Below are 21,866 nucleotides of genomic sequence, written 5' to 3' on the forward strand. Positions count from 1 at the left end.
CAGGGGGGTGAGGGAGCGAGCAGGGGCGGACCGGGGAACGAGCGGAGGCGGCCCGGGGAAACGAGCAGGGGCGGCCGGGGCGCTCGTCCCCGCCGCCCCGGCCGCCCCTGAACTGCCGCTCAGGGCAGGCACGGTCTCATGCGTCGCCGCCCGCCACCCCGGGATCGGCCGCCGTCACATCCAGCAGCCGGTAGCGGTCGATGGCCTGCTTCAGGACCGAGCGGTCCAGCTTGCCCGCCTGGGCCAGTTCGGTGAGCACCGCGACCACGATCGACTCGGCGTCGATGTGGAAGAAGCGGCGGGCCGCACCGCGCGTGTCCGCGAAGCCGAAGCCGTCCGCGCCCAGGGACTGGCAGCTCCCCGGCACCCAGCGCGCGATCTGGTCCGGAACCGACCGCATCCAGTCGGACACCGCCACGAACGGGCCCTCGGCGCCGCTCAGCTTCCGCGTCACATACGGAACCCGCTGCTCCTCCTCGGGGTGCAGCAGATTGTGCTGCTCGCAGGCCACTGCCTCGCGCCGCAGCTCGTTCCAGGAGGTCGCCGACCAGACGTCCGCCCGGACGTTCCACTCCTCGGCGAGGATCTGCTGCGCCCGAAGCGCCCACGGCACCGCCACGCCCGACGCCATGATCTGTGCCGGGACCGCGCCCGAGGTGCCCTCGCTGATCCGGTGCACGCCCTTGAGGATGCCCTCGACGTCCACGTTCGCCGGCTCGGCGGGCTGCTGGATCGGCTCGTTGTAGACGGTGAGGTAGTAGAAGACGTCCTCGCCGTGCGGGTGCTCCTCGGAGCTGCCGTACATCCGGCGCAGACCGTCCTGCACGATGTGCGCGATCTCGTACGCGTACGCCGGGTCGAAGGCGATGCACGCCGGGTTGGTCGAGGCGAGCAGCTGTGAGTGCCCGTCCGCGTGCTGGAGCCCCTCGCCGGTCAGGGTCGTACGGCCGGCGGTCGCACCCAGGGCGAAACCGCGCGACAGCTGGTCGGCCATCTGCCAGAACTGGTCGCCCGTCCGCTGGAAACCGAACATCGAGTAGAAGACGTAGACCGGGATCAGCGGTTCGCCGTGTGTCGCGTACGCCGAACCGGCCGCGATCAGCGAGGCCGTGCAGCCCGCCTCCGAGATGCCGTCGTGCAGCATCTGCCCGGTGGGCGACTCCTTGTAGGCGAGCAGCAGATCGCGGTCGACCGACTCGTACTGCTGGCCGAGCGGGTTGTAGATCTTCGCGGTCGGGAAGAACGAGTCCATGCCGAACGTGCGGTACTCGTCCGGCGCGATCAGCACGAACCGTCTGCCGATCTCCTTGTCCCTCATGAGGTCCTTCAGGAGCCGGACAAAGGCCATCGTCGTCGCGATCGACTGCTGGCCCGAGCCCTTCTTCACACCCGCGTACGCCGTGTCGTCCGGCAGCCGCAGCGGCTTGGACCGCACGACGCGCGTCGGTACGTACCCGCCGAGCGACCTGCGCCGGTCGTGCATGTACTGGAGCTCCTCCGAGTCCCGCCCCGGGTGGTAGTACGGCGGCAGCCCGGACTCCAGGTCCTGGTCGGAGATCGGCAGGTGCAGACGGTCACGGAAGTGCTTGAGGTCGTTGACCGTCAGCTTCTTCATCTGGTGGGTCGCGTTGCGGCCCTCGAAGTTCGGGCCGAGCGTCCAGCCCTTGATCGTCTTGGCCAGGATCACCGTCGGCTGGCCCTTGTGCTCCTTGGCCGCCTTGAACGCCGCGTAGATCTTGCGGTGGTCGTGACCGCCACGGCCCAGGTGGAGGATCTGGTCGTCGGTCATGTTCTCGACCATCGCGCGCAGCCGGTGGTCGTCGCCGAAGAAGTGGTCGCGGATGTAGGCGCCGGACTCCGTCGCGTACGTCTGGAACTGGCCGTCCGGCGTGGTGTTCATCTTGTTGACCAGGATCCCGTCCCGGTCCTGCGCGAGCAGCGGGTCCCAGGTGCGGTCCCAGATCAGCTTGATCACGTTCCAGCCGGCACCCCGGAAGACCGACTCCAGCTCTTGGATGATCTTGCCGTTGCCGCGCACCGGGCCGTCCAGGCGCTGAAGGTTGCAGTTGACCACGAAGGTCAGGTTGTCCAGGCCCTCGCGGGCGGCGATGGTCAGCTGGCCGAGTGACTCCGGCTCGTCCATCTCGCCGTCGCCGAGGAAGGCCCACACATGCGACCGGGAGGTGTCCGCGATGCCGCGCGCCTCCATGTAGCGGTTCATCCGGGCCTGGTAGATCGCGCCGATCGGGCCGAGGCCCATGGAGACCGTCGGGAACTCCCAGAAGTCCGGCATCGAGCGCGGGTGAGGGTAGCTGGAGAGGCCGTACGGCGCCTTGGACTTCTCCTGGCGGAACCCGTCCAGATGCCGCTCGCTGAGCCGGTCCAGCAGATACGCGCGGGCGTAGATGCCCGGCGAGGCATGGCCCTGGAAGAAGACCTGGTCACCGCCGTCGCCCTCGTCCTTGCCGCGGAAGAAGTGGTTGAAGCCCACGTCGTACAGCGAGGCGGAGGAGGCGAAGGTGGCGATGTGGCCGCCGACCCCGATCCCGGGCCGCTGGGCCCGGGAGACCATGACGGCGGCGTTCCACCGCGTGGCATTGAGGATCTTGCGCTCGATCTCCTCGTTGCCGGGGAAGAACGGCTCGCTCTTGGTAGGGATGGTGTTGACGTAGTCCGTACTGCGCATCTCGGGCACGGCCACGCGCTTCTCGCGGGCCCGCTCGATCAGACGGAGCATCAGGTAGCGGGCCCGCTCACGGCCACGCTCGTCCACGGCGGCGTCGAGGGAGTCGAGCCACTCCTGGGTTTCCTCGGGATCGAAGTCAGGAACCTGACTCGGAAGGCCGCCAATGATGATCGGATTGCGATCGGATCCGGAAGCCACGCTGTTCCTTACCTGTCAGAGGGCCACTTCTGCATGTGCCTGCGCCGATCCCCATCGTGTACCTGGGGCGAGCGAAACGTCATCTCTACCGTGGGGTAACCACTGCGGCGGACGGGTCTTCACGGGCGGGCCCGACCAAAACGCAACGATACGCTCGGGTCGTGATCTGTTCCGCAAAGCCATTCGAGTCTCGTACCCGCAGAGGATTCCAGAATGCGCAAACCGGGCAGAACGGTGTGGTGTAGATCACCGCAGGGCGCGATACGGTGCCTGGAGTTGCGGCGACACGGCCAGGATCGTCACCGTTTCGGCGGTCTGAACGGCCGGGTACTTGCGCGATCCGTCCCGCCCGTGTGGACTACGGCCAATGCTTCGCGTACGCGCGTGGCTGAGATACTCACCAAGACATGATCAGGAGGCAACCCGTGAGCGCGACCGCGGACCACGCGGAGGAGCGGACGAACCCTGCCGCGAGGCTGGGGTTCCAGCCCGAGCAGGTGGTCCAGGAGATCGGCTACGACGACGACGTCGACCAGGAGCTCCGCGAGGCCATTGAGGAAGTCATCGGCAGCGAGCTCGTGGACGAGGAGTACGACGACGTCGCCGATGCCGTGGTGCTGTGGTTCCGCGACGAGGACGGCGACCTGACGGATGTGCTGGTGGACGCCATCACGTACATCGAAGAAGGCGGCTCGATCCTGCTCCTCACGCCGAAGACCGGCCGTACGGGCTACGTGGAGCCGAGCGACATCTCTGAAGCCGCGACGACGGCGGGTCTGTCGGCGTCCAAGAGCGTCAGCGTGGGCAAGGACTGGAGCGGGTCGCGTCTGGTGACGCCGAAGGCGGCCAAGTCCAAGCGGTGACGCCCCGCAGGCGGTAGGTACCGGGGGCGCCGCCCCCGGACCCCGCAACCGGCCTCGACCGTTCCCCGTCCCCGAGCTCCGGACGGGCTGACATGGCTCAGCCCGTCCGCCGGCTTGCGGTGATCGCTGCGTAGGGTGGTTCCCACCCGAACAGCCCCACCGAAGGGATGCAGGATCATGGCGACCCAGGTCGGCGACAAGGCCCCCGACTTCGAGCTCAAGGACAACCACGGCGCGACCGTGCGGCTCTCGGACTTCCGCGGTCGGAAGAACGTGGTGCTGCTCTTCTACCCGTTCGCCTTCACCGGCGTGTGCACCGGCGAGCTGTGCGCACTGCGTGACAACCTGCCGACGTTCGTCAACGACGACACCGAGCTGCTTGCCGTCTCCAACGACTCCATCCACACCCTGCGCGTCTTCGGCGAGCAGGAGGGCCTGGAGTACCCCCTGCTGTCCGACTTCTGGCCGCATGGCAACACTTCGCGCGCGTACGGCGTCTTCGACGAGGAGAAGGGGTGCGCGGTGCGCGGCACCTTCATCATCGACAAGGAGGGCATCGTTCGGTGGACCGTTGTCAACGACCTGCCGGACGCCCGTGACCTGAACGAGTACGTCAAGGCGCTCGACACCCTGTGATTCTTCGGTTCCAAGGCCTGCGGGGCGTGGGAACCCGTCACTAGGATCGACTCGTTGATCCGACACCAACGCACGACGGGGCTCCCCGCCCCTGACACCAATGGGAGGACTCGTGGGAGTCAGCCTCAGCAAGGGCGGCAACGTATCGCTGACCAAGGAGGCCCCGGGCCTGACCGCGGTCCTCGTCGGTCTGGGCTGGGACGTCCGCACCACGACCGGCACCGACTTCGACCTGGACGCCAGCGCTCTGCTGCTGAACCCGTCCGGCAAGGTCGTCAGCGACCAGCACTTCGTGTTCTTCAACAACCTCAAGAGTCCCGACGGCTCGGTCGAGCACACCGGCGACAACCTCACCGGTGAGGGCGAGGGCGACGACGAGGTCATCAAGGTCAGCCTCGCCACGGTCCCGGCCGACGTCGACAAGATCGTCTTCCCGGTCTCGATCTACGACGCCGAGAACCGCCAGCAGTCCTTCGGCCAGGTGCGCAACGCGTTCATCCGCGTCGTCAACCAGGCCAACCAGCAGGAGATCGCACGGTACGACCTGAGCGAGGACGCCTCGACCGAGACCGCCATGGTCTTCGGCGAGCTGTACCGCCACGGCGCGGAGTGGAAGTTCCGCGCCATCGGCCAGGGCTACGCTTCGGGACTGCGCGGTATCGCGCAGGACTTCGGCGTGAACGTCTGACCCGATCCGGCCACAAATCCACCCCCACCCCCACGTCCGGTCCTGCCCCCGCCGGGGGTTCCTGCGCCGGGCGTGGGGGTGCCTCGGCCTAATGGGGTGGCGGCGTCTCGGCCCGTCGGGTGGGCGCCCCCCGCGGGCGGTGGCGTCCCGTATCTCGGCGAGCGCCGGCCCATCGGGCCGGTGGCGTCCCGGCTCTCCGGAGGAAAGCGTCTCCGGGCTGCCGGGCGGAGCTGCTTCGGCCCACCGAGGGCCGGCCTTGTCCTACCGGGCGGAGGTGCCATGGCCTGGCGGGTGGACGTGTGCGAGGCCGGCAGGTGAGGGCATCAGGCGCACCGGTCAGGGGCGTCCCGCTCGTCGGGCGGAGCCGGCCCCTCGGGCGGAGGCGGCCCGTCGGGCGGAGGCGGCCCGGTCCGTCGGGTCAGGGGTTTCGTGGCCCGGCGGGTGGAGTCGTTTCCGCTTGGCGGGTGGTTTTCGCCGTCGTGTGCCGGTAGGGGGCCGCGTCGGCTCAACGGGGGGTTTCCGCCTCCTGTCCTCGGGGGAGCCACCCCCCGACCGCCGAGGGTTCGCCCTCGGGTTGCAGGATGACCACTGGGGGGAACCGGCCCCCGACCACCGGGGGTCTCCGCCCCCGGGACAACGCACGTTCTCGGGGAGGACCAGCATCATGGGCGTCACGCTCGCCAAGGGAGGCAATGTCTCCCTCTCCAAGGCCGCGCCGAACCTCACACACGTGATGATCGGACTCGGCTGGGACGCACGCTCCACCACCGGAGCCCCCTTCGACCTCGACGCCAGCGCGCTGCTGTGCAGCGGCGGCCGGGTCCTCGGGGACGAATGGTTCATCTTCTACAACCAGCTCAAGAGCCCCGACGGTTCCGTGGAGCACACCGGCGACAACCTCACCGGTGAGGGCGAGGGCGACGACGAGAGCATCCTGCTCGACCTCTCCAAGGTGCCGGCCCAGTGCGACAAGATCGTCTTCCCGGTTTCCATCCACCTCGCCGACGAGCGCGGCCAGACCTTCGGCCAGGTCAGCAACGCCTTCATCCGCGTCGTCAACCAGGCCGACGGCCAGGAACTCGCCCGCTACGACCTCAGCGAGGACGCTTCCACCGAGACCGCGATGATCTTCGGCGAGGTCTACCGCTACGGCGCCGAATGGAAGTTCCGGGCCGTGGGACAGGGGTACGCATCCGGTCTGCGCGGCATCGCTCTAGACTTCGGAGTCAACGTTTCGTAAAGCCGGGTACGGCGACGGGGGAGCCCCCTAACAGATTCGGATTGGGTAGCCAGTGCTTCTGAAAACCTTCGGCTGGTCGTTCGTGGTCACCGCGGTCGGCCTTGCCGCAGCGGTCCTCTACGGGGGGTGGACCGCCTTCGGCATCGTGGCGATCCTGTCCATCCTCGAGATCTCGCTGTCCTTCGACAATGCCGTGGTCAACGCCGGAATCCTGAAGAAGATGAACGCCTTCTGGCAGAGGATCTTCCTCACGGTGGGCGTGCTGATCGCGGTCTTCGGCATGCGGCTGGTCTTTCCCGTCGTCATCGTCGCCATCACCGCGAAGAAGACCCCGATAGACGCGGTCAACCTGGCGCTGACCGACAAGGACCAGTACCAGCAGCTCGTGACCGACGCCCACCCGGCGATCGCCGCCTTCGGTGGGATGTTCCTCCTGATGATCTTCCTGGACTTCGTCTTCGAGGACCGGGACATCCAGTGGCTGCGCTGGATCGAGCGCCCGCTCGCCAAGCTCGGCAAGGTCGACATGCTGTCGGTCTGCATCGCGCTGGTCGTCCTGCTGATCACCTCCTTCACCTTCGCCGGCCACGCCCACCAGCACGGCGGCGCGCACATCGACAAGGCGCAGACGGTCCTGATCTCCGGTATCGCCGGCCTGATCACGTACCTCGTCGTCGGGGGTCTGTCCGGGTTCTTCGAGGACCGGCTGGAGGAAGAGGAGGAGCGGGAGCACGAGGAGGAGGAAGAGGCCCGGCGCTCCGGCAGGGACCGCTCGGCGGTCCTGCTCGCCGGCAAGGCCGCGTTCTTCATGTTCCTCTACCTGGAGGTCCTGGACGCGTCCTTCTCCTTCGACGGCGTGATCGGCGCCTTCGCCATCACCAACGACATCATCCTGATGGCGCTCGGCCTCGGCATCGGCGCGATGTACGTCCGGTCGCTGACCGTCTACCTCGTCCGCCAGGGCACCCTGGACGACTACGTCTTCCTGGAGCACGGCGCGCACTACGCGATCGGCGCACTGGCCGTGATCCTCATGGTCACCATCCAGTACCAGATCAACGAGGTGATCACCGGTCTCGTCGGCGTCATCCTGATCGGCTGGTCCTTCTGGTCCTCGGTGCGCCGCAACCGGGCGCTCGCCGCGGCCGAGGGAAAAGGCGCGACCTCGGACGAGCGGACTGAGGTCTCGTCCGGGGTCTGACATCTCGTTCCGGGAGGGCCCGGCAATGCCGACGGTGACGGTTTCCGCCGGTGTGAAGCGGGCCCCGGTGAGGAACGCTCTGTTCGGGGCGGCTGTGAGGATTCGTCCTCGCGGCCGCCCCGCGGCTGTCGAACCATAGGCGCAGGGGGCGGGCATGGGTTTCTGGGACGGCGTGTGGCGCGGGCGGGCGACGGAGTTCGACTCGGGCAGCGCGGCGACCAACGCGATCGAGCTGACCAAACGGCACCAACGGGTCTCGCTCACCAAGCAGGGAGCCGCGAGCGGCAATCTGCGCATCAACCTGTCGTGGCGGATGCGGACCTCCGACATCGGGGGCCCCGAGCGGGGCAGTCTGCTGCGCCACCCGATGCGGCTGTTCACCCCGGAGGTGGTGCAGGCCCACACCCAGAGCATGGTCAACGTCGACCTCGACCTGGGCTGCCTGTACGAGCTGAAGGACGGCACGAAGGGCGTGGTGCAGCCGCTGGGGAGCTTCTTCGGGGAGCTGAACGACCCGCCCTACATCAAGCTCAGCGGCGACGACCGGTTCGGCTCCGGCTCCGGTGAGACGATCTTCGTCAACCTGGACCACCTGGACGACTTCAAGCGGCTGCTGATCTTCGTCTACATCTACGACCAGACGCCGGCCTTCGACCGTACGCACGCCGTGGTCACGCTCTACCCCAGCAACGGCCCCCGCATCGTGATCGGCCTCGACGAACGCCACCCGCAGGCCCGCTCCTGCGCCGTCGTCCTCATCGAGAACGTCAGGGGCGAGCTGGTCGTCCGCCGCGAGGTGAAGTTCGTATACGGCTTCCAGGCGGAACTGGACCGGCTGTACGGCTGGGGTCTGCAGTGGGGCCGGGGTTACAAGGCCAAGGCGTGAGCGGGGGCCTCTAGCGCCCGATGAACTGCGGCCCCTGCGGCGGCAGCTCGAAGTCCGGGTTTGGCACGGGCGCCGCCGTGGGCGGATAGCCGTACGCGGGCGCGGGCACCGCGGCGGTCCCCGGCTGCGGATAGCCGTACCCCGGCCGGGCGGCCGGCTGGGGGTATCCGTAGGCCGGCTGCGTCGCCGGCTCCGGCGGATACCCGTACGTGGGCTGCCGCGGCACCGGCTGCTCCGGCGGCAGCGGTGCCGACACCTCGGGCGGGGCGGGGACGGACGCGGTGGCCGCGGCGGGGACCGAGGCCGTGGCCGCGGCCGGTACCTCCCCCGTGGCGGCCGGTGGGGCCTCCGACTCGTCCACCGAGATGCCGAAGTCGTTCGCGAGGCCCTTGAGCCCGTTGGAGTAGCCCTCGCCGAGCGCCCGGAACTTCCACCCCTCGCCGCGCCGGTACAGCTCCCCGCAGATCAGCGCCGTCTCCGCACCCGTCTCGGGCTTGATGTCGAAGTACGCGAGCGGTTCCCCGTCGGCGACGGACGCGTCGTACAGCAGCACGCACAGGGACCGCACCCGGCCGAAGGGGACGTCGTCCGCCGAGGCGACCAGCAGGATCTGGCCCACGCCGGGCTCGACCGCCGCCAGATCCGCCCGGATCGTGTCGGTCAGCCCCTCCGTCTCCCGCTTCTTGCCGAGCAGCCGGGCCGCCCCCGAAGGATGCCGGGGCTGGTTGTAGAAGACGAAGTCCTCGTCGGAGCGCACACGTCCGTCGGGACCGAGGAGCAGCGCCGAGGCGTCGACGTCCGGGGCGTCCTGTCCCGGCGCCCAGCGCAACACCGCCCGTACGGCCGTGGCCTTGAGCGGAACGTTCGACCCCTTCAGCATCCCGTGCGTCATGGCGTCATCCTGCCCTCTCGGTCCTGGTCACGACAATGCGGGGGCGCGATGCCCCCGGCGCGGTGCCGTCGTACGGTCCGCATACCACCGACCTGTCACCGACACAGCCGGGTTACCTGAACTTCATGCGCGACGGGAACCCAGGACACAGAGTTCTTCGTACTATTACCGGCCACCTCTTTTCGGGCCGTCCAGCACCACGGGGGAGTCTTATGCGTCATTTCGGGCACATCGCCCCTGAGGAGCGGCAGCGTCTCTTCCACCGGGAGCCGGCCGTCTTCACCGCCGACTCGCCGGCCCGCGTCCTCGCGGCGGCCCTCGGCGCCACCCTGTACAGTCCGGCGACCCGGCCGTACCTGGCCGACGACGTGCTCAAGCAGGCCGGCCGCGGGGTGGTCTCCATGGTGCTGTGCCTGGAGGACTCCATCGACGACGCGGACGTCGCGGACGCGGAGGAGAACCTGGTCCGGCAGCTCACCGACATCCTCGCCCGCCCGGAAGCGGAGCTCCCGCTGCTGTTCGTACGGGTCCGTGTCCCCGAGCAGATCCCGGACCTGGTGGCCAGGCTCGGCCCGGCCGTGCGGCTGCTGTCCGGATTCGTGCTCCCGAAGTTCACCGAGGAACGGGGCGTGCCGTTCCTGGAGGCCCTGACCGCGGCGGAGACGGCGAGCGGGCGCCGGCTGTTCGCCATGCCGGTCCTGGAGTCCCCCGACCTGCTCTACCTGGAGACGCGCCGGGAGACCCTGGCCGGCATCGTCCGCACCGTCGACAAGTGGCGCGACCGGGTCCTCGCGCTGCGCCTCGGCGTGACCGACTTCTGCTCCTCCTACGGCCTGCGCAGAGCGCCGGACATGACGGCGTACGACGTCCAGATCGTGGCCTCCGTGATCGCCGATGTCGTCAACGTCCTCGGGCGCGCCGACGGCACCGGGTTCACCGTGACCGGGCCGGTGTGGGAGTACTTCCGGGCCCAGGAGCGGATGTTCAAGCCGCAGCTGCGCCGCAGCCCCTTCCTGGAGGGCGAGGTCGAGGAGCTGCGCGAGGCGCTGATCGAGCACGACATGGACGGGCTGCTGCGCGAGATCGCCCTCGACCGCGCCAACGGCCTGCTCGGCAAGACCTGCATCCACCCCTCGCATGTGATGCCGGTGCACGCGCTGTCCGTCGTGAGCCACGAGGAGTACAGCGACGCCCAGGACATCCTGCGGCCCGAGCGCCTCGGCGGGGGCGTGCTGCGCTCCGCGTACACGAACAAGATGAACGAGGTGAAGCCGCACCGCGCTTGGGCCGAGCGCACCCTCCAGCGCGCCGAGGTCTTCGGCGTCGCCAACGAGGACATCGGCTTCGTGGAGCTGCTGGCCGCCGGGGTGCCGCACTGAGCGCCGAGGCCGCCGCCGTACCGTCGTACTGACAAGGAACCGAGGAAGAACGTGGTCTGGTCCGGGACCTGGGTTGCCGAGCGGCTCGGGGTCGAACTCGTCGGCGACGAACAGCTGACCGAGCTGCTGGGGCTCGCGCTCCGGCGCAACCCCAAGCGGGCACACCTGCTCGTCTCCAATGTGCTGGGCAAGCATGTCCCGCAGTCCCCGTCCGTGGTCTACGCGCACGGGTTCGCGCTCGGCCGCCGGGTGCGGGAACTGCTGGCCGCCGACGGCGGACGGGAAGCCGAGAGCGCGGTCGTGCTCGGGTACGCGGAGACGGCCACCGGTCTCGGCCACTGTGTGGCGGACGGCCTCGGCCTCGCGCCCTATCTGCACTCCACCCGCCGCCCCGTCGAGGGAGTCGTGCGTGCCGGAGGCTTCGAGGAGTCCCATTCCCACGCCACCTCGCATCTGCTGCTCCCCGAGGACCCGGCGCTGCTGGCGGGCGACGGCCCGCTGGTCCTGGTCGACGACGAGTTCTCCACCGGCAACACCGTCATGAACACGATCCGCGACCTCCATGAGCGCCATCCGAGGAAGCGGTACGTCGTCGTCGCCCTCGTCGACATGCGCTCGCCCGCCGACCTGGGGCGGCTCGAGGACTTCGCCCGGGAGATCGGCGCCCGGGTGGACCTGGTCACGGCCGCCGCCGGGACCGTACGGCTGCCCCAGGGCGTCCTGGAGAAGGGCCAGGAGCTGGTCGCCCGGCACGAGTCGGCCGTTCCCGACCGGAAGGCCCATGGGACGGTCACCCGGGTCACGCTCGGCTGGCCCCGCGGCCTGCCCGACGGCGGACGGCACGGGTTCACCCCCGGACACCGGGCGCGTCTGGAGGACGTGCTGCCCGCCATGGCCGCGCGGCTCGCCGAGGCGGTGCCCGCCCGGGTCCGGCGCGTGCTGGTGCTCGGCTCCGAGGAGCTGATGTACACGCCGCTCCGGCTCGCCCGCGAACTGGAGCGGCATCTGCCCGCCGAGGTCCGTTACTCCACGACCACCCGCTCGCCCGTCCTCGCGGTCGACGATCCCGGCTACGCCATACGCACCCGGATCGTCTTCCCCGCCCACGACGACCCGGCCGACGGCCCCGGTGAGCGCTACGCCTACAACGTCGCGGACGCCGGCTTCGACGCCGTCGTCGCGGTCGTGGACTCGGCGGCCGACACCCTCGCCCTGCACGCCCCCGGCGGTCTGCTCGACCGGCTCGCCGCCCACACCCCGCACGTCCTGCTCGCGGTCGTCCCGAGCTACGTCCCGGCGCCCCCGCACGCCCCCGAAAGGCCCGCCATGCTGCCCGAGCCCCTCCGCGGCCCCACCTTCTCCTCGTATGCGCCGGACGAGGTCGGCTGGCTGCTCCAGGACCTCTCGGACGTCACCCTGGAGGCGCCCACCGAGGAGCGCGAGGAGGCGATCCAGAGCGGCGGTGCGCACTACGCCGAGTCGCTCCCGGTGGAGTACCAGCCGAGCGAGCAGTACCAGGAGCTGTTCCACACGGCCCTGGACGCCTCGGCCACGAGGCTCGCGCAGGCCGTCGGGGTGGTCACCGAGACCGTCCTCGCCGAGAGGTCACCGCGCCCGGTCCTGGTCTCCCTCGCCCGGGCCGGCACGCCCGTCGGCGTCCTGATGCGCCGGTGGGCCGAGCACCGGCACGGCCTCGACCTGCCGCACTACGCCGTGTCGATCGTCCGCGGCCGGGGCATCGACGCCAACGCGCTGCGCTATCTGGCCGACCACCACGACCCCTCCGACGTCGTCTTCGTCGACGGCTGGACCGGCAAGGGCGCCATCACCCGCGAACTCGCCGAGGCGATCAGCCGGTTCGAGGCGTCCGACGGCGTCAACGGCTTCGACCCGGAGATCGCGGTGCTCGCCGACCCAGGCTCGTGCGTACGGACCTACGGCACCCGGGAGGACTTCCTCATCCCCTCCGCCTGCCTCAACTCCACGGTCTCCGGACTGGTCTCTCGCACCGTCCTGCGCGCCGACCTGGTCGGACCGCACGACTACCACGGCGCCAAGTTCTACCGCGAACTCGCCGCGTCGGATGTCTCGGTCGCCTTCCTCGACGCCGTCTCCGCCCGTTTCGCCGAGGTCGAGGAGGCCGTCGAGGCGCAGGCCAAGGAGCTGCTCGCCGGCGACCGCACCCCGACCTGGGAGGGCTGGGCGGCGGTGGAACGCATCAGCGAGGAGTACGGCATCCACGATGTGAACCTCGTCAAGCCGGGCGTCGGCGAGACCACGCGCGTACTGCTGCGCCGGGTGCCCTGGAAGATCCTGGCCCGGTCCGGGGCAGGCGCCGATCTCGGGCATGTACGCCTGCTGGCCGAGCAGCGGGGGGTGCCCGTGGAGGAGGTCGACGGTCTCCCGTACACCTGCGTGGGGCTGATCCACCCCCGGTACACGCGGGGCGCGACCGGCGCCGACGGCCGGGCGGTGGCCGTATGAACCCCGTGCTCGTCGCCAGCGACCTCGACCGTACGCTGATCTACTCGTCCGCGGCGCTCGCGCTCACCATGCCCGACGCGCGGGCCCCCCGGCTGCTGTGCGTGGAGGTCCACGAGAGCAAGCCGCTGTCGTACATGACCGAGACCGCGGCGGGGCTGCTCACCGAACTCGGTGACCGCGCGGTGTTCGTGCCGACCACGACCCGCACCCGCAAGCAGTACCAGCGCATCAACCTGCCCGGCCCCACCCCGCCGTACGCGATCTGCGCCAACGGCGGCCATCTGCTGGTCGACGGGATCCCCGACCACGACTGGCACACCGCGGTGCTGGCGCGGCTCGCGGACGAGTGCGCGCCGCTCGCCGAGGTGCGGGAGCATCTGGCGGCCACCGCGGACCCGGCCTGGGTGCGCAAGCACCGGGTCGCCGAGGACCTGTTCGCCTATCTCGTCGTGGAGCGCGAGCTGCTGCCCGAGGAGTGGGTGAAGGAACTGGCGGTGTGGGCCGAGAACCGCGGTTGGACGGTGTCCTTGCAGGGCCGCAAGATCTACGCCGTGCCGAAGCCGCTCACCAAGAGCGCGGCCGTGCGCGAGGTCGCCCGCCGCACCGGTGCCTCGCTGACGCTGGCCGCCGGGGACTCTTTGCTGGACGCGGACCTGCTGCTCGCGGCGGACCTCGGCTGGCGTCCGGGCCACGGCGAACTCGCCGACGCCGACTGGGCGGCGCCTGGGATCAGCGCCCTGCCGGAGCGGGGCGTGGCGGCCGGGGAGCGGATCCTGAGGGAGTTTCTGAAGGCGGCACGGCAGGCGTAGGCACTGCTTTCGGCCAAAAAACCCCGGGGTCAGCCGCAGCAGCCTCCGCCACAGCAGCCCCCGCCCGAGCCGCCCGCCCGCGGGGCCGGCGCGGGGGCGGCGGCCGTGCCGCCCACGGCCACCGTGGACAGCAGCTTCACGGTGTCGCCGTGGCCCGAGGGGCAGGTCGCGGGGGCCGCGGACTCCGCCATGGGACGGCTCAGTTCGAACGTGTCGCCGCAGGAACGGCAGCGGTACTCGTAGCGAGGCATGAGCACAGACTAACCGGCGGTTCCCGGCGGTCGCAGGACGTCGAAGGGGGGGCGGGCGCGCCGAAGGAGCCGGTCCCCTGCACGGAGACCACGGAACCTCCTTAAGATCTCCTCAAAATGTGCGACACGACCACTTCGGTGCCACTCCTGACCCGAGACATCACATAGACCGCTGATAATTTGTATGAGCCGCGATGAGCCGCAAGGTCGTGAGGGGGGCTCGCAGCCACATGCGTGGCCGCTGTTTCTACCCGCGCGCGCAACGCCGAGTGCGGAGGGAGACGCAGTCGTGACCGAGGCATGGCAGCGAATACAGGGCCGGTGTTCCCGGATCCCTGCTTACACCGGGGGCCACCGTGGCTAACGAGGGCGGCGGCCGTCCGCACCGCCGCAGGGAGACGCCGGAACAGCCCGGCCACCGCCCTGCCAAGGCCCGGGGCGGGGGGTCCTTCGATCCCGACGAGACCATGCAGTTGAAGGCCGGGGTGCCCCTGCCTCCGGACGAGACGATGCAGTTGAAGGCCGTGACGCCACCGCGGCCGGGTGCCACCGGGCCGGAACGGCCGGACAAGGACACGCCACCGGCGGACGCCACCATGCAACTGCGCGTGATGCAGCCGGAGATGTCCGGACGGCGCGCCACCCGTAAGAAGGCGACGCAGCCGTCGGCCCTCACTCGTGTCACCGCGCCCCTCGCCCCGTATACCCGGAAACTCGCGCCCTACGCCCGCAGGCTCAAGCCGATGTATCCGCGGCCGGGCCTGGAGGGCTGGCGGCGCTGGGTGCCCTCCTGGCGTCAGTGGCTCGGGGCCGTGCTGACGTCGATCGGGATGAGCGGCGCGTTCCTGGTCATCGCGTACGCCGCCACGGACATACCGGAAAACCTCAACTCGTACGCCACACAACAGGACAACGTCTACTTCTGGTCCGACGGCACGCCCATGGCCCGCACCGGCTGGGTGCAGCGGCAGGCGATGCCGCTGAAGGACATACCCGTTCAGGTGCGCTGGGCGGTGCTCGCGGCGGAGAACGAAAGCTTTTACACCGACCCGGGCATATCCGTCAAAGGCCTCTCCCGAGCCCTGTGGCGCACGGTTGGCGAGGGCGACACCCAGGGCGGCTCCACCATCACCCAGCAGTACGTCAAAAACGTCTATCTGACGCAGAACCAGACAGTCGGCCGCAAGTTCACCGAGGCGATGATCGCCCTCAAGCTCGACAACAAGATGAGCAAGGACAAGATCCTCGAGGGCTATCTCAACACCAGCTGGTTCGGCCGCGGCACCTACGGCATCCAGCGCGCCTCCCAGGCGTACTACGGCAAGGACGTCAGCCAGCTCAACGCGAGCGAGGCCGCGTTCCTCGCCTCCCTGCTGAAGGGCGCCGGCCTCTACGACCCGACCCTCAACAAGGCGAACCACCACCGGGCCGTGGAGCGCTGGTCCTGGATCCTCGACCGGATGGTCAAGATCGGCCAGCTGTCGCCGGCCGAGCGGGCCAAGTACAAGACGTTCCCCGAGCCGCTCAAGCAGAACCCGCTCTACGACACCGGCAAGCAGAGCGACTACCTGGTGGAACTGGCCTCGCAGTACGCGAAGAAGTCCGCCCACATCTCGGACCAGCAGTTCGACCTGGGCGGCTACCAGATCTACACGACCTTCGACCGCAAGCGGGAGGACGCGCTCACGGACGCCGTGACCAAGGCCCGCAAGCAGGCCAAGCAGAACCATCGCGACCTGGTGAAGACCGCCCACTACGGCGCCGCCTCGGTCGCCGCCGACGGCCGTATCCTCGCCGTCTACGGTGGCCCCGACCACCGCAGACAGGGCTACAACGAGTCCAACGCGACGACCGTACCGGCCGGTTCGGCGTTCCTGCCGTTCGTCTACGCCGCCGGTCTCGAACACGGCGTCCACAAGATCCGCGGCGGCCCCGCGACACCGGTCACCCCGGAGTCGGTGTACGACGGCAACGACGGCGTCCCCGTCACCACGCCCGAAGGACCGTACTGGGACCGCAGCGGCAAGAAGGTCTCCGCCCACAACGACGGCAACAAGTCCTACGGGCAGATCACCCTCGGTCAGGCCCTCGCCCGATCAGTGAACACCCCGTTCATGCAGCTCGGCATGGACACCGGACTGACCGAGGTGAGCGGGACCGCGGAAGCGGCCGGACTGCTGCCTTCCAGCATCGGCCCCCAGGTGCCCGCCCTCTCCCTCGGCAACTCCACGCCCAGCGCCATCCGGATGGCGAGCGGGTACGCCACCTTCGCCGCGGACGGTACGCACACCGAGCCCTACTCGGTGCGCCGTATCACCCGCAACGGTGCCACCGTCGCCCTGCGGACGCCGAAGGCCCGGCGGGCGGTCGGCTCCTCGGTGGCCCGCCAGGTCACCGAGGCGCTCACCGAGTCCGTCCGCATCGCCCACCCGGAGGCGGCCTCCGCCTCCTCCGCCCAGGTCGCCGGGAAGGCCGGCACGACGCCGGACGACACCGCCTCCTGGTACGTCGGGACGGCCACGTCCGTGTCGACGGCGGTCGTCGTCTACCGCATGGACCTGTCCAAGAGCCTCGAACCACTGCCGCTCAAGGGACTCGACGGCACCGCCACGAACGCGGTCCCGTACGCCATCTGGTCGAACGCCATCAGACCGCTCGGCTGACGCCGACGGCCGAGACATCGCACGCGCCCGCCCCTCCTCGCAGAACGAGCCGCCCATGACTACGAAAAACAGTCGTCGCCGCCGAGCACGCCCTTCCCGTCCGTCCCGTCTCAACGGCCGTGTCACCCTGGCGGTCCTCCTCGCCGTCGCCTCCGTGACGATCACCTTCCTGGCGGTGTCCCGGCCGGACAGAACCGCCGCGACCGCCTCCGCCGACTCCGGCGGCGGCAAGAGCGGAGGCAAGAGCGCCGGCGCCAAGGCCACCGAGGAACCCGCTTGGGACGGCAAGACGAAGATCATCGGAGACGGGTCCACCTCCTACACCGGTCCACAGAAGGGCGCGCTGAAGGCCAAGCCGCTCAAACCGGGTGAGAAACCGCCCCAGTTCGTCGTCTTCTCCTGGGACGGCGCCCTGCAGGGCGACGACCAGCTCTTCTCCCACTACCGCGACCTGGCCCGGGAGTACAACGCCCATATGACGTTCTTCCTCACGGGCATCTACCTGCTGCCCAAGAGCAAGAAGGACCTCTACCACCCGCCGCAGCACGCGGTGGGTGCCGCCGCGATCGACTACGCCACCGACGAGCACATCCGCACCACACTGGAGCAGCTCCGCAAGGCCTACGACGACGGCAACGAGATCGGCACCCACTTCAACGGCCACTTCTGCGGCGCCAAGGGCGGCGGCGACTGGAGCGTCGACGAGTGGAAGAGCGAGATCGACCAGTTCTACTCCTTTGCCGAGAACTGGAAGACCAACACCGGCTTCAAGGACGTCCCACCGCTGCCCTTCGACTTCAAGAAGGAGGTCACCGGCGGCCGCGCGCCCTGCCTGGAGGGCCAGAAGAACCTGCTGAAGGCCATGAAGAGCTACGGCTGGCGCTACGACGCCAGCTCCCCGGGCGACTTCCAGATATGGCCGGCCAAGAAGGACGGAGTCTGGGACTTCCCGCTCCAGATGCTCCCGTACGAGGGCGGCAAGTACCAGGGACTGTCGATGGACTTCAACTTCCTCTACAACCAGTCGGACGGTGAGACCCACGGCAACCCGGCGAAGTACCCCGAGTGGGAACAGATGACCGTGGACTCCTACATGGCCGGCTTCAACCGTGTCTACTACGGCAGCCGGGCGCCCCTGTTCATCGGCAACCACTTCGAGAACTGGAACGGCGACATCTACATGAAGGCCATCGACCAGGTCGTGAAGAACGTGTGCACCAAGAAGGGTGTCAAGTGCGTGTCCTTCAAGGAACTGGCCGACTGGCTCGACGTGCAGAAGCCCGAGACCCTTCAGCGGCTGCGCGCCCTGGACCCGGCGCAGTCGCCGGACTGGCCGACGGTGGTCAAGTGACCACGGAGGTCAGGTGACGCGTGTAATACCTTCGTTCCACTTGTGCATCCCCTCTTCACAACCGACACAGACGCCGTGCGAAGATGCCGTCTCCCGGTAGGAGTACCGGCGTAGAGGGGAACATCATTGAAATCGAGAAGATTGAGCCGTAAGCGGCGTCGCGCCACCATAGTCACCGCGGCGGCCGCATCGGTGGTCGCCGGCGTGGCCCTGGTGCCCAACTGGAGCGCGGGCGCGGCGGTCACCGACGACCCGACGGTGGACCCGGCGACCAAGGCCACCTTCCAGCGGCTGGCCGACGCGGTCTTCACCGACCGCACCAACGCTCTGCTGGACGGCAAGAGCGAGCAGGAGGCGGGGGCCCACCAGCTGACGTCCGGCTTCTCCGGCAAGGTGCGCCTGTCCGGCGCACAGTCGCACCAGGAGAGCACCGCCCTCTCGGAGCTGCGCGGCCGCAAGTCCCGTCTCGCGAAGCTCGGCGAGAAGTACAGCGCGGCCAGCACCAGCGTCAAGCTGGACGCCACGCAGGTGAAGGGCCGGCACGCCACGGTCGACGTCACCGAGACCACGACGCTGACGTACGCGAAGGTCAAGGGCACCGAGCCGAAGACCACCGGCTTCCAGGCCCACCACGAGCTGACGTTCAAGGCCGACCGGCAGGGCAACTGGCAGCTGACCGGCATCCGGGACACCGACGACGGCTACCTCGCCGTGAACCAGGTGGCCAAGCCGGCCGTCGCCGCACCGATGACCGCCACCGACGACGGCCCGCCCTCGGCGGCCCGCTCGGCCACCACCCGGCCCGCACCGGCCAACCCGAAGAACTTCTCCGCCACCGGCTACGACTACAAGGCCATGGCGGCGTACGCGCAGAAGTACTGGAACCACTACAACCCCGACTACCCGGACTTCAACGGGCAGGGTGCCGGCGGCGACTGCACCAACTTCGTCAGCCAGTCCCTGAAGGCCGGCGGCTGGAAGCATGTCCCCGGCTACACCTCGGACTTCCACAAGTGGTTCGGCAACTCCGAGATCCAGTCCGACTCGTTCGTCGGCGTCAACGAGTTCTCGTGGTTCGCCCTGTCCTCCAAGCGGGTCACCAGCCTCGCCAACGTCTACCAGATGGACGTCGGTGACGTGCTGCAGATGGACTTCAACAAGGACGGGTCCAAGGACCACTCCATGATCGTCACCTATCGCAGCCCGCAGGGCGTGCCCTATGTGACGTACCACTCCACCAACACCTTCAACAGGTCGGTGGCGAGCATCATCGCGTCGTACCCCACCGCGGCGTACTACGCCTACCGGACCTGACCGGTGCCTTCCGGGGCGGGGGCCGGGCTCAGTGACCGGCCCCCCGCTCCTCCCGGATCTGCGCGACCACCCGGGCCACCGACTGCCGCACCGCCTCCGTCTCCGTCAGGAAGTGCCAGTAGTCGGGGTGGCGGCCCTCCAGCGTGGTGACCGCGCGCTCCAGCCGCGCCACGGAGTCGTCCAGCGGACGGGCGTGCCGCGGATCGGGCGTCGTCCGGCCCGTCATGGCCAGCCGCTGCGCGTCCCGGATCGCGAACCGCGTCCGCTCGATCTCCGCATGCGGATCCTTCTGCACGGCGTTCAGCCTCTTCAGGCGGTCCCCCGCGGCGGACACGGCCTCGTCCGTCGTGTTCAGCAGCGCCCGTACGGTCGACAGCAGCGACGTCGCGTCCGGCCAGCGCTGAGCCTCCCGCGCCGCCTGCGCCTCCTTCAGCTTCAGCTCCGCCTGCCGGACGGCCTCGGCGGCCTGCTCCGGCACCTGCTGGAGGTCCTGCCAGCACGCGGCCGCGAACCGCCGCCGCAACTCGCTCAGCACGGGCTCGACCTGCCCGGCGCGCGTGGTGAGCGCCTGAGCCCGGGTGCGCAGGGACACCAGCCGGTGGTCGATCTCCGCGGCCCGCTCCGGCAGCCGCGCGGCCTCCACCCGTACGGCCTCGGCCTCCCGCGCGACCCGCTCGGCGCGCTCCAGGGTCCCCGCCACGCCGTGCTGTCCCGCGCCCTGGTTCAGCTTGGTCAGCTCAGGGGCGAGGGCGGCCAGCCGGGCGGCGAGGTCGTCCGCCCTGAGCCCGGAGGCCCGGGCGCCGTCCAGGGCGTTACTGGCGGCGAGCAGCGCCTGGCGGGCACGCTCCACGGCCGGGGCCAGCCGGGCCAGCTGGGTCTCGGCCTTGCCGAGCAGCGGCCCCAGGCTCTCGCCGAAACGATCCAGCTCCTGCTTGACACGGCCGAGTTCGTCCTTGGCGGCGAGGAGATCGGCCCGTGCGCGGGAGGCCACGGAGGCCTCGAGGTCGACCCGGTCGAGGTCGTGCGCGTCGACGGCCTCGATATACCGGTGACTGGCCTCGTCGATGCGCCGCCCGAGCGCCTCGAAATCGGCGATGGCCCGGCGGGCGGCGGGGGAGTCGTCGACCGCGGTGATGGTCTCGATCGAGATCCTCAGATCCCGCTGGGCGGTGTCGAGCTCGTAGAACGCGGCCGCCGCGGCGTCCTTGGCGGCCTGTGCCTCGGCCCGCAGCCCCTCGGCCCGCCCCCCGAACCACCGCCGCGTCCCGCCCCCGGCGAACGCCGCGGGCAGCAGCAGGGCGGCGACGAGCGGGAGGGCGAGGAGGGCGAGAGCGTCCCGGACGGGTGTGGGCCCGCATGGCGCAAAAGGCGTGCACGGCTGTGGTGGTGTGGCCTGTGATGGTGTGGCCGTCACATCCCTCTCCCGTGCTGTCATCCGCCCTGCCCGGTGTCATTCTCCCACCGGTTGAGGACGAACACACGGGGTGGTCGGTTCGCGATGCGCCCCATTCACCACCGTCTCCCGCCGGGCTACCGCGCCGCTCGTACCGTGACCGAACCGTCCGCCGTCCGTGCCTCGACCACATGCGCCCCGGCCGGATCCGTCGGTATGGACACATGCACCGAGCCGTCCCGCGAGCCGGCGATCACGCGGTACCTGTCCGGCGGCAGCGCGATCGTGACGGAGCCGTCCCGGCTGCTCGACCGCACCAGGTCGGGCACGGCCCCCAGCTCCAGGTGGACCGATCCGTCCCGCGTCTCGGCGTCCACCCGCCGCGAGCCCACGCCCGTCGCGAGAACGCTTCCGTCGCCGCTCTTCAGCGTCAGTGGCCCGGTGGAGTCGGCCACCCGCACCGAACCGTCCCGCGTACGGATGCTCAGTGCCTCCTCGAAACCCTGCGCCCGCACGCTGCCGTCGCCGTCCTCGACGGTCACGGCGACCCCGCGCGGCACCCGTATCCGGTGTCTGGCGGAGCAGTCCGCGACCAGTCCGGAGCACTTCAGCCGCAGGACGAGCCGGTCGTCCCGCATGGCCCAGGTCACCCGGGGGTCCCCGCCCGCCACGACCGTGCCCCGGAACCACCGCGTGACCTCGACCTTGTCCACGTCGGCCGGGACGATCTCCAGCGCCGAGTCGTCGGAGTCGACGGTGAGCGTATGACCGCGCAGCGCGAAGGAACGCCGGTCCGGGTGCGGATCGTCCCCGGCATCGTTGCCGCACGCGGCCACCGTCGCGCCGAGCGCCGCGATGACACCGGCAAAGACAACCGCCCGAGCACGCCGAGCAAGGCGTGTACGTTCCGTCTGCATCACCGCACGCGTCAT

17 protein-coding genes are annotated in these 21,866 nt (G+C 69.8%); 12 read left to right on the plus strand and 5 right to left on the minus strand.

Annotated elements, in window-relative coordinates:
- Nucleotides 1–136 precede the first annotated feature (136 nt).
- Nucleotides 137–2,884, minus strand: coding sequence for a pyruvate dehydrogenase (acetyl-transferring), homodimeric type (gene aceE / locus ABZ876_RS15635; RefSeq protein WP_361780157.1), 2,748 nt, complete (start codon nucleotides 2,882–2,884; stop codon nucleotides 137–139).
- A gap of 425 nt (nucleotides 2,885–3,309) precedes the next feature.
- On the opposite strand from aceE, the gene ABZ876_RS15640 reads away from it, so the two are divergent.
- The 6 genes from ABZ876_RS15640 (at nucleotide 3,310) to ABZ876_RS15665 (ending at nucleotide 8,398) form a co-directional block, all read left to right on the plus strand.
- A complete protein-coding gene (locus ABZ876_RS15640) occupies nucleotides 3,310–3,747 on the plus strand; it encodes a DUF3052 domain-containing protein (protein ID WP_234512879.1) in 438 nt (145 codons plus the stop codon).
- A 177-nt stretch (nucleotides 3,748–3,924) separates the two neighbouring features.
- The gene (locus ABZ876_RS15645; protein ID WP_361780160.1) at nucleotides 3,925–4,383 is read left to right on the plus strand and encodes a peroxiredoxin; all 459 of its coding nucleotides are present in this window, start codon (nucleotides 3,925–3,927) and stop codon (nucleotides 4,381–4,383) included.
- Nucleotides 4,384–4,495: 112 nt separating this feature from the next.
- On the plus strand, nucleotides 4,496–5,071 hold the full coding sequence (locus tag ABZ876_RS15650; RefSeq protein WP_361780163.1) for a TerD family protein: 576 nt from the start codon (nucleotides 4,496–4,498) through the stop codon (nucleotides 5,069–5,071).
- Nucleotides 5,072–5,735: 664 nt separating this feature from the next.
- The gene (locus tag ABZ876_RS15655; protein WP_361780165.1) at nucleotides 5,736–6,311 is read left to right on the plus strand and encodes a TerD family protein; all 576 of its coding nucleotides are present in this window, start codon (nucleotides 5,736–5,738) and stop codon (nucleotides 6,309–6,311) included.
- Nucleotides 6,312–6,363: 52 nt separating this feature from the next.
- Nucleotides 6,364–7,512: a DUF475 domain-containing protein gene (locus ABZ876_RS15660; protein WP_361780167.1), complete on the plus strand. Its 1,149-nt coding sequence runs from the start codon at nucleotides 6,364–6,366 to the stop codon at nucleotides 7,510–7,512.
- A 154-nt stretch (nucleotides 7,513–7,666) separates the two neighbouring features.
- Nucleotides 7,667–8,398, plus strand: coding sequence for a Tellurium resistance (locus tag ABZ876_RS15665; RefSeq protein WP_361780169.1), 732 nt, complete (start codon nucleotides 7,667–7,669; stop codon nucleotides 8,396–8,398).
- A 10-nt stretch (nucleotides 8,399–8,408) separates the two neighbouring features.
- Here ABZ876_RS15665 and ABZ876_RS15670 read toward each other — a convergent pair whose 3' ends face one another.
- Nucleotides 8,409–9,290: a TerD family protein gene (locus ABZ876_RS15670; RefSeq protein ID WP_361780172.1), complete on the minus strand. Its 882-nt coding sequence runs from the start codon at nucleotides 9,288–9,290 to the stop codon at nucleotides 8,409–8,411.
- A gap of 212 nt (nucleotides 9,291–9,502) precedes the next feature.
- Here ABZ876_RS15670 and ABZ876_RS15675 point away from each other — a divergent pair, with 212 nt between their 5' ends.
- Genes ABZ876_RS15675 through ABZ876_RS15685 form a run of 3 tightly spaced genes read left to right on the plus strand, consistent with a single transcriptional unit; the run spans nucleotide 9,503 to nucleotide 13,962 of the window.
- A complete protein-coding gene (locus ABZ876_RS15675) occupies nucleotides 9,503–10,669 on the plus strand; it encodes an HpcH/HpaI aldolase/citrate lyase family protein (RefSeq protein WP_361780175.1) in 1,167 nt (388 codons plus the stop codon).
- Nucleotides 10,670–10,720: 51 nt separating this feature from the next.
- A complete protein-coding gene (locus tag ABZ876_RS15680; RefSeq protein WP_361780178.1) occupies nucleotides 10,721–13,153 on the plus strand; it encodes a phosphoribosyltransferase in 2,433 nt (810 codons plus the stop codon).
- On the plus strand, nucleotides 13,150–13,962 hold the full coding sequence (locus tag ABZ876_RS15685; protein WP_361780180.1) for an HAD family hydrolase: 813 nt from the start codon (nucleotides 13,150–13,152) through the stop codon (nucleotides 13,960–13,962). The genes ABZ876_RS15680 and ABZ876_RS15685 overlap by 4 nt, the downstream gene beginning before the upstream one ends.
- 29 nt (nucleotides 13,963–13,991) lie before the next feature.
- Here ABZ876_RS15685 and ABZ876_RS15690 read toward each other — a convergent pair whose 3' ends face one another.
- Entirely contained in the window at nucleotides 13,992–14,213 is a 222-nt protein-coding gene (locus ABZ876_RS15690) for a zinc ribbon domain-containing protein (RefSeq protein WP_361780182.1), read from the minus strand.
- Nucleotides 14,214–14,680: 467 nt separating this feature from the next.
- Between ABZ876_RS15690 and ABZ876_RS15695 the strand changes: the two genes are divergently transcribed.
- The 3 genes from ABZ876_RS15695 to ABZ876_RS15705 all read left to right on the plus strand — a co-directional run bounded on the left by ABZ876_RS15695 (nucleotide 14,681) and on the right by ABZ876_RS15705 (nucleotide 19,541).
- Entirely contained in the window at nucleotides 14,681–16,876 is a 2,196-nt protein-coding gene (locus ABZ876_RS15695) for a transglycosylase domain-containing protein (RefSeq protein ID WP_361780669.1), read from the plus strand.
- 55 nt (nucleotides 16,877–16,931) lie between these two features.
- The gene (locus ABZ876_RS15700) at nucleotides 16,932–18,227 is read left to right on the plus strand and encodes a hypothetical protein (RefSeq protein ID WP_361780185.1); all 1,296 of its coding nucleotides are present in this window, start codon (nucleotides 16,932–16,934) and stop codon (nucleotides 18,225–18,227) included.
- Between the two features lie 192 nt (nucleotides 18,228–18,419).
- Nucleotides 18,420–19,541, plus strand: a complete 1,122-nt coding sequence (locus ABZ876_RS15705) for an amidase domain-containing protein (protein WP_361780672.1) — start codon at nucleotides 18,420–18,422, stop codon at nucleotides 19,539–19,541.
- A 28-nt stretch (nucleotides 19,542–19,569) separates the two neighbouring features.
- Here ABZ876_RS15705 and ABZ876_RS15710 read toward each other — a convergent pair whose 3' ends face one another.
- Nucleotides 19,570–20,955, minus strand: coding sequence for a hypothetical protein (locus ABZ876_RS15710; RefSeq protein ID WP_361780188.1), 1,386 nt, complete (start codon nucleotides 20,953–20,955; stop codon nucleotides 19,570–19,572).
- 116 nt (nucleotides 20,956–21,071) lie between these two features.
- Nucleotides 21,072–21,866: a DUF4097 family beta strand repeat-containing protein gene (locus ABZ876_RS15715; protein WP_361780191.1), complete on the minus strand. Its 795-nt coding sequence runs from the start codon at nucleotides 21,864–21,866 to the stop codon at nucleotides 21,072–21,074.

This window comes from Streptomyces sp. NPDC046931 (assembly GCF_040644655.1).
In the GTDB taxonomy this organism is placed as follows: domain Bacteria; phylum Actinomycetota; class Actinomycetes; order Streptomycetales; family Streptomycetaceae; genus Streptomyces.

Excerpts from the sequence above, each read along its gene's own strand:
- ABZ876_RS15665 (WP_361780169.1), top strand. The coding sequence starts at position 7,667 with ATGGGTTTCTGGGACGGCGTGTGGCGCGGGCGGGCGACGGAGTTCGAC.
- ABZ876_RS15685 (WP_361780180.1), top strand. The coding sequence starts at position 13,150 with ATGAACCCCGTGCTCGTCGCCAGCGACCTCGACCGTACGCTGATCTAC.
- ABZ876_RS15700 (WP_361780185.1), top strand. The coding sequence starts at position 16,932 with ATGACTACGAAAAACAGTCGTCGCCGCCGAGCACGCCCTTCCCGTCCG.
- ABZ876_RS15645 (WP_361780160.1), top strand. The coding sequence starts at position 3,925 with ATGGCGACCCAGGTCGGCGACAAGGCCCCCGACTTCGAGCTCAAGGAC.
- ABZ876_RS15675 (WP_361780175.1), top strand. The coding sequence starts at position 9,503 with ATGCGTCATTTCGGGCACATCGCCCCTGAGGAGCGGCAGCGTCTCTTC.
- ABZ876_RS15670 (WP_361780172.1), bottom strand. The coding sequence starts at position 9,290 with ATGACGCACGGGATGCTGAAGGGGTCGAACGTTCCGCTCAAGGCCACG.
- ABZ876_RS15695 (WP_361780669.1), top strand. The coding sequence starts at position 14,681 with ATGCAGTTGAAGGCCGGGGTGCCCCTGCCTCCGGACGAGACGATGCAG.
- ABZ876_RS15715 (WP_361780191.1), bottom strand. The coding sequence starts at position 21,866 with ATGACGCGTGCGGTGATGCAGACGGAACGTACACGCCTTGCTCGGCGT.
- ABZ876_RS15655 (WP_361780165.1), top strand. The coding sequence starts at position 5,736 with ATGGGCGTCACGCTCGCCAAGGGAGGCAATGTCTCCCTCTCCAAGGCC.
- ABZ876_RS15690 (WP_361780182.1), bottom strand. The coding sequence starts at position 14,213 with ATGCCTCGCTACGAGTACCGCTGCCGTTCCTGCGGCGACACGTTCGAA.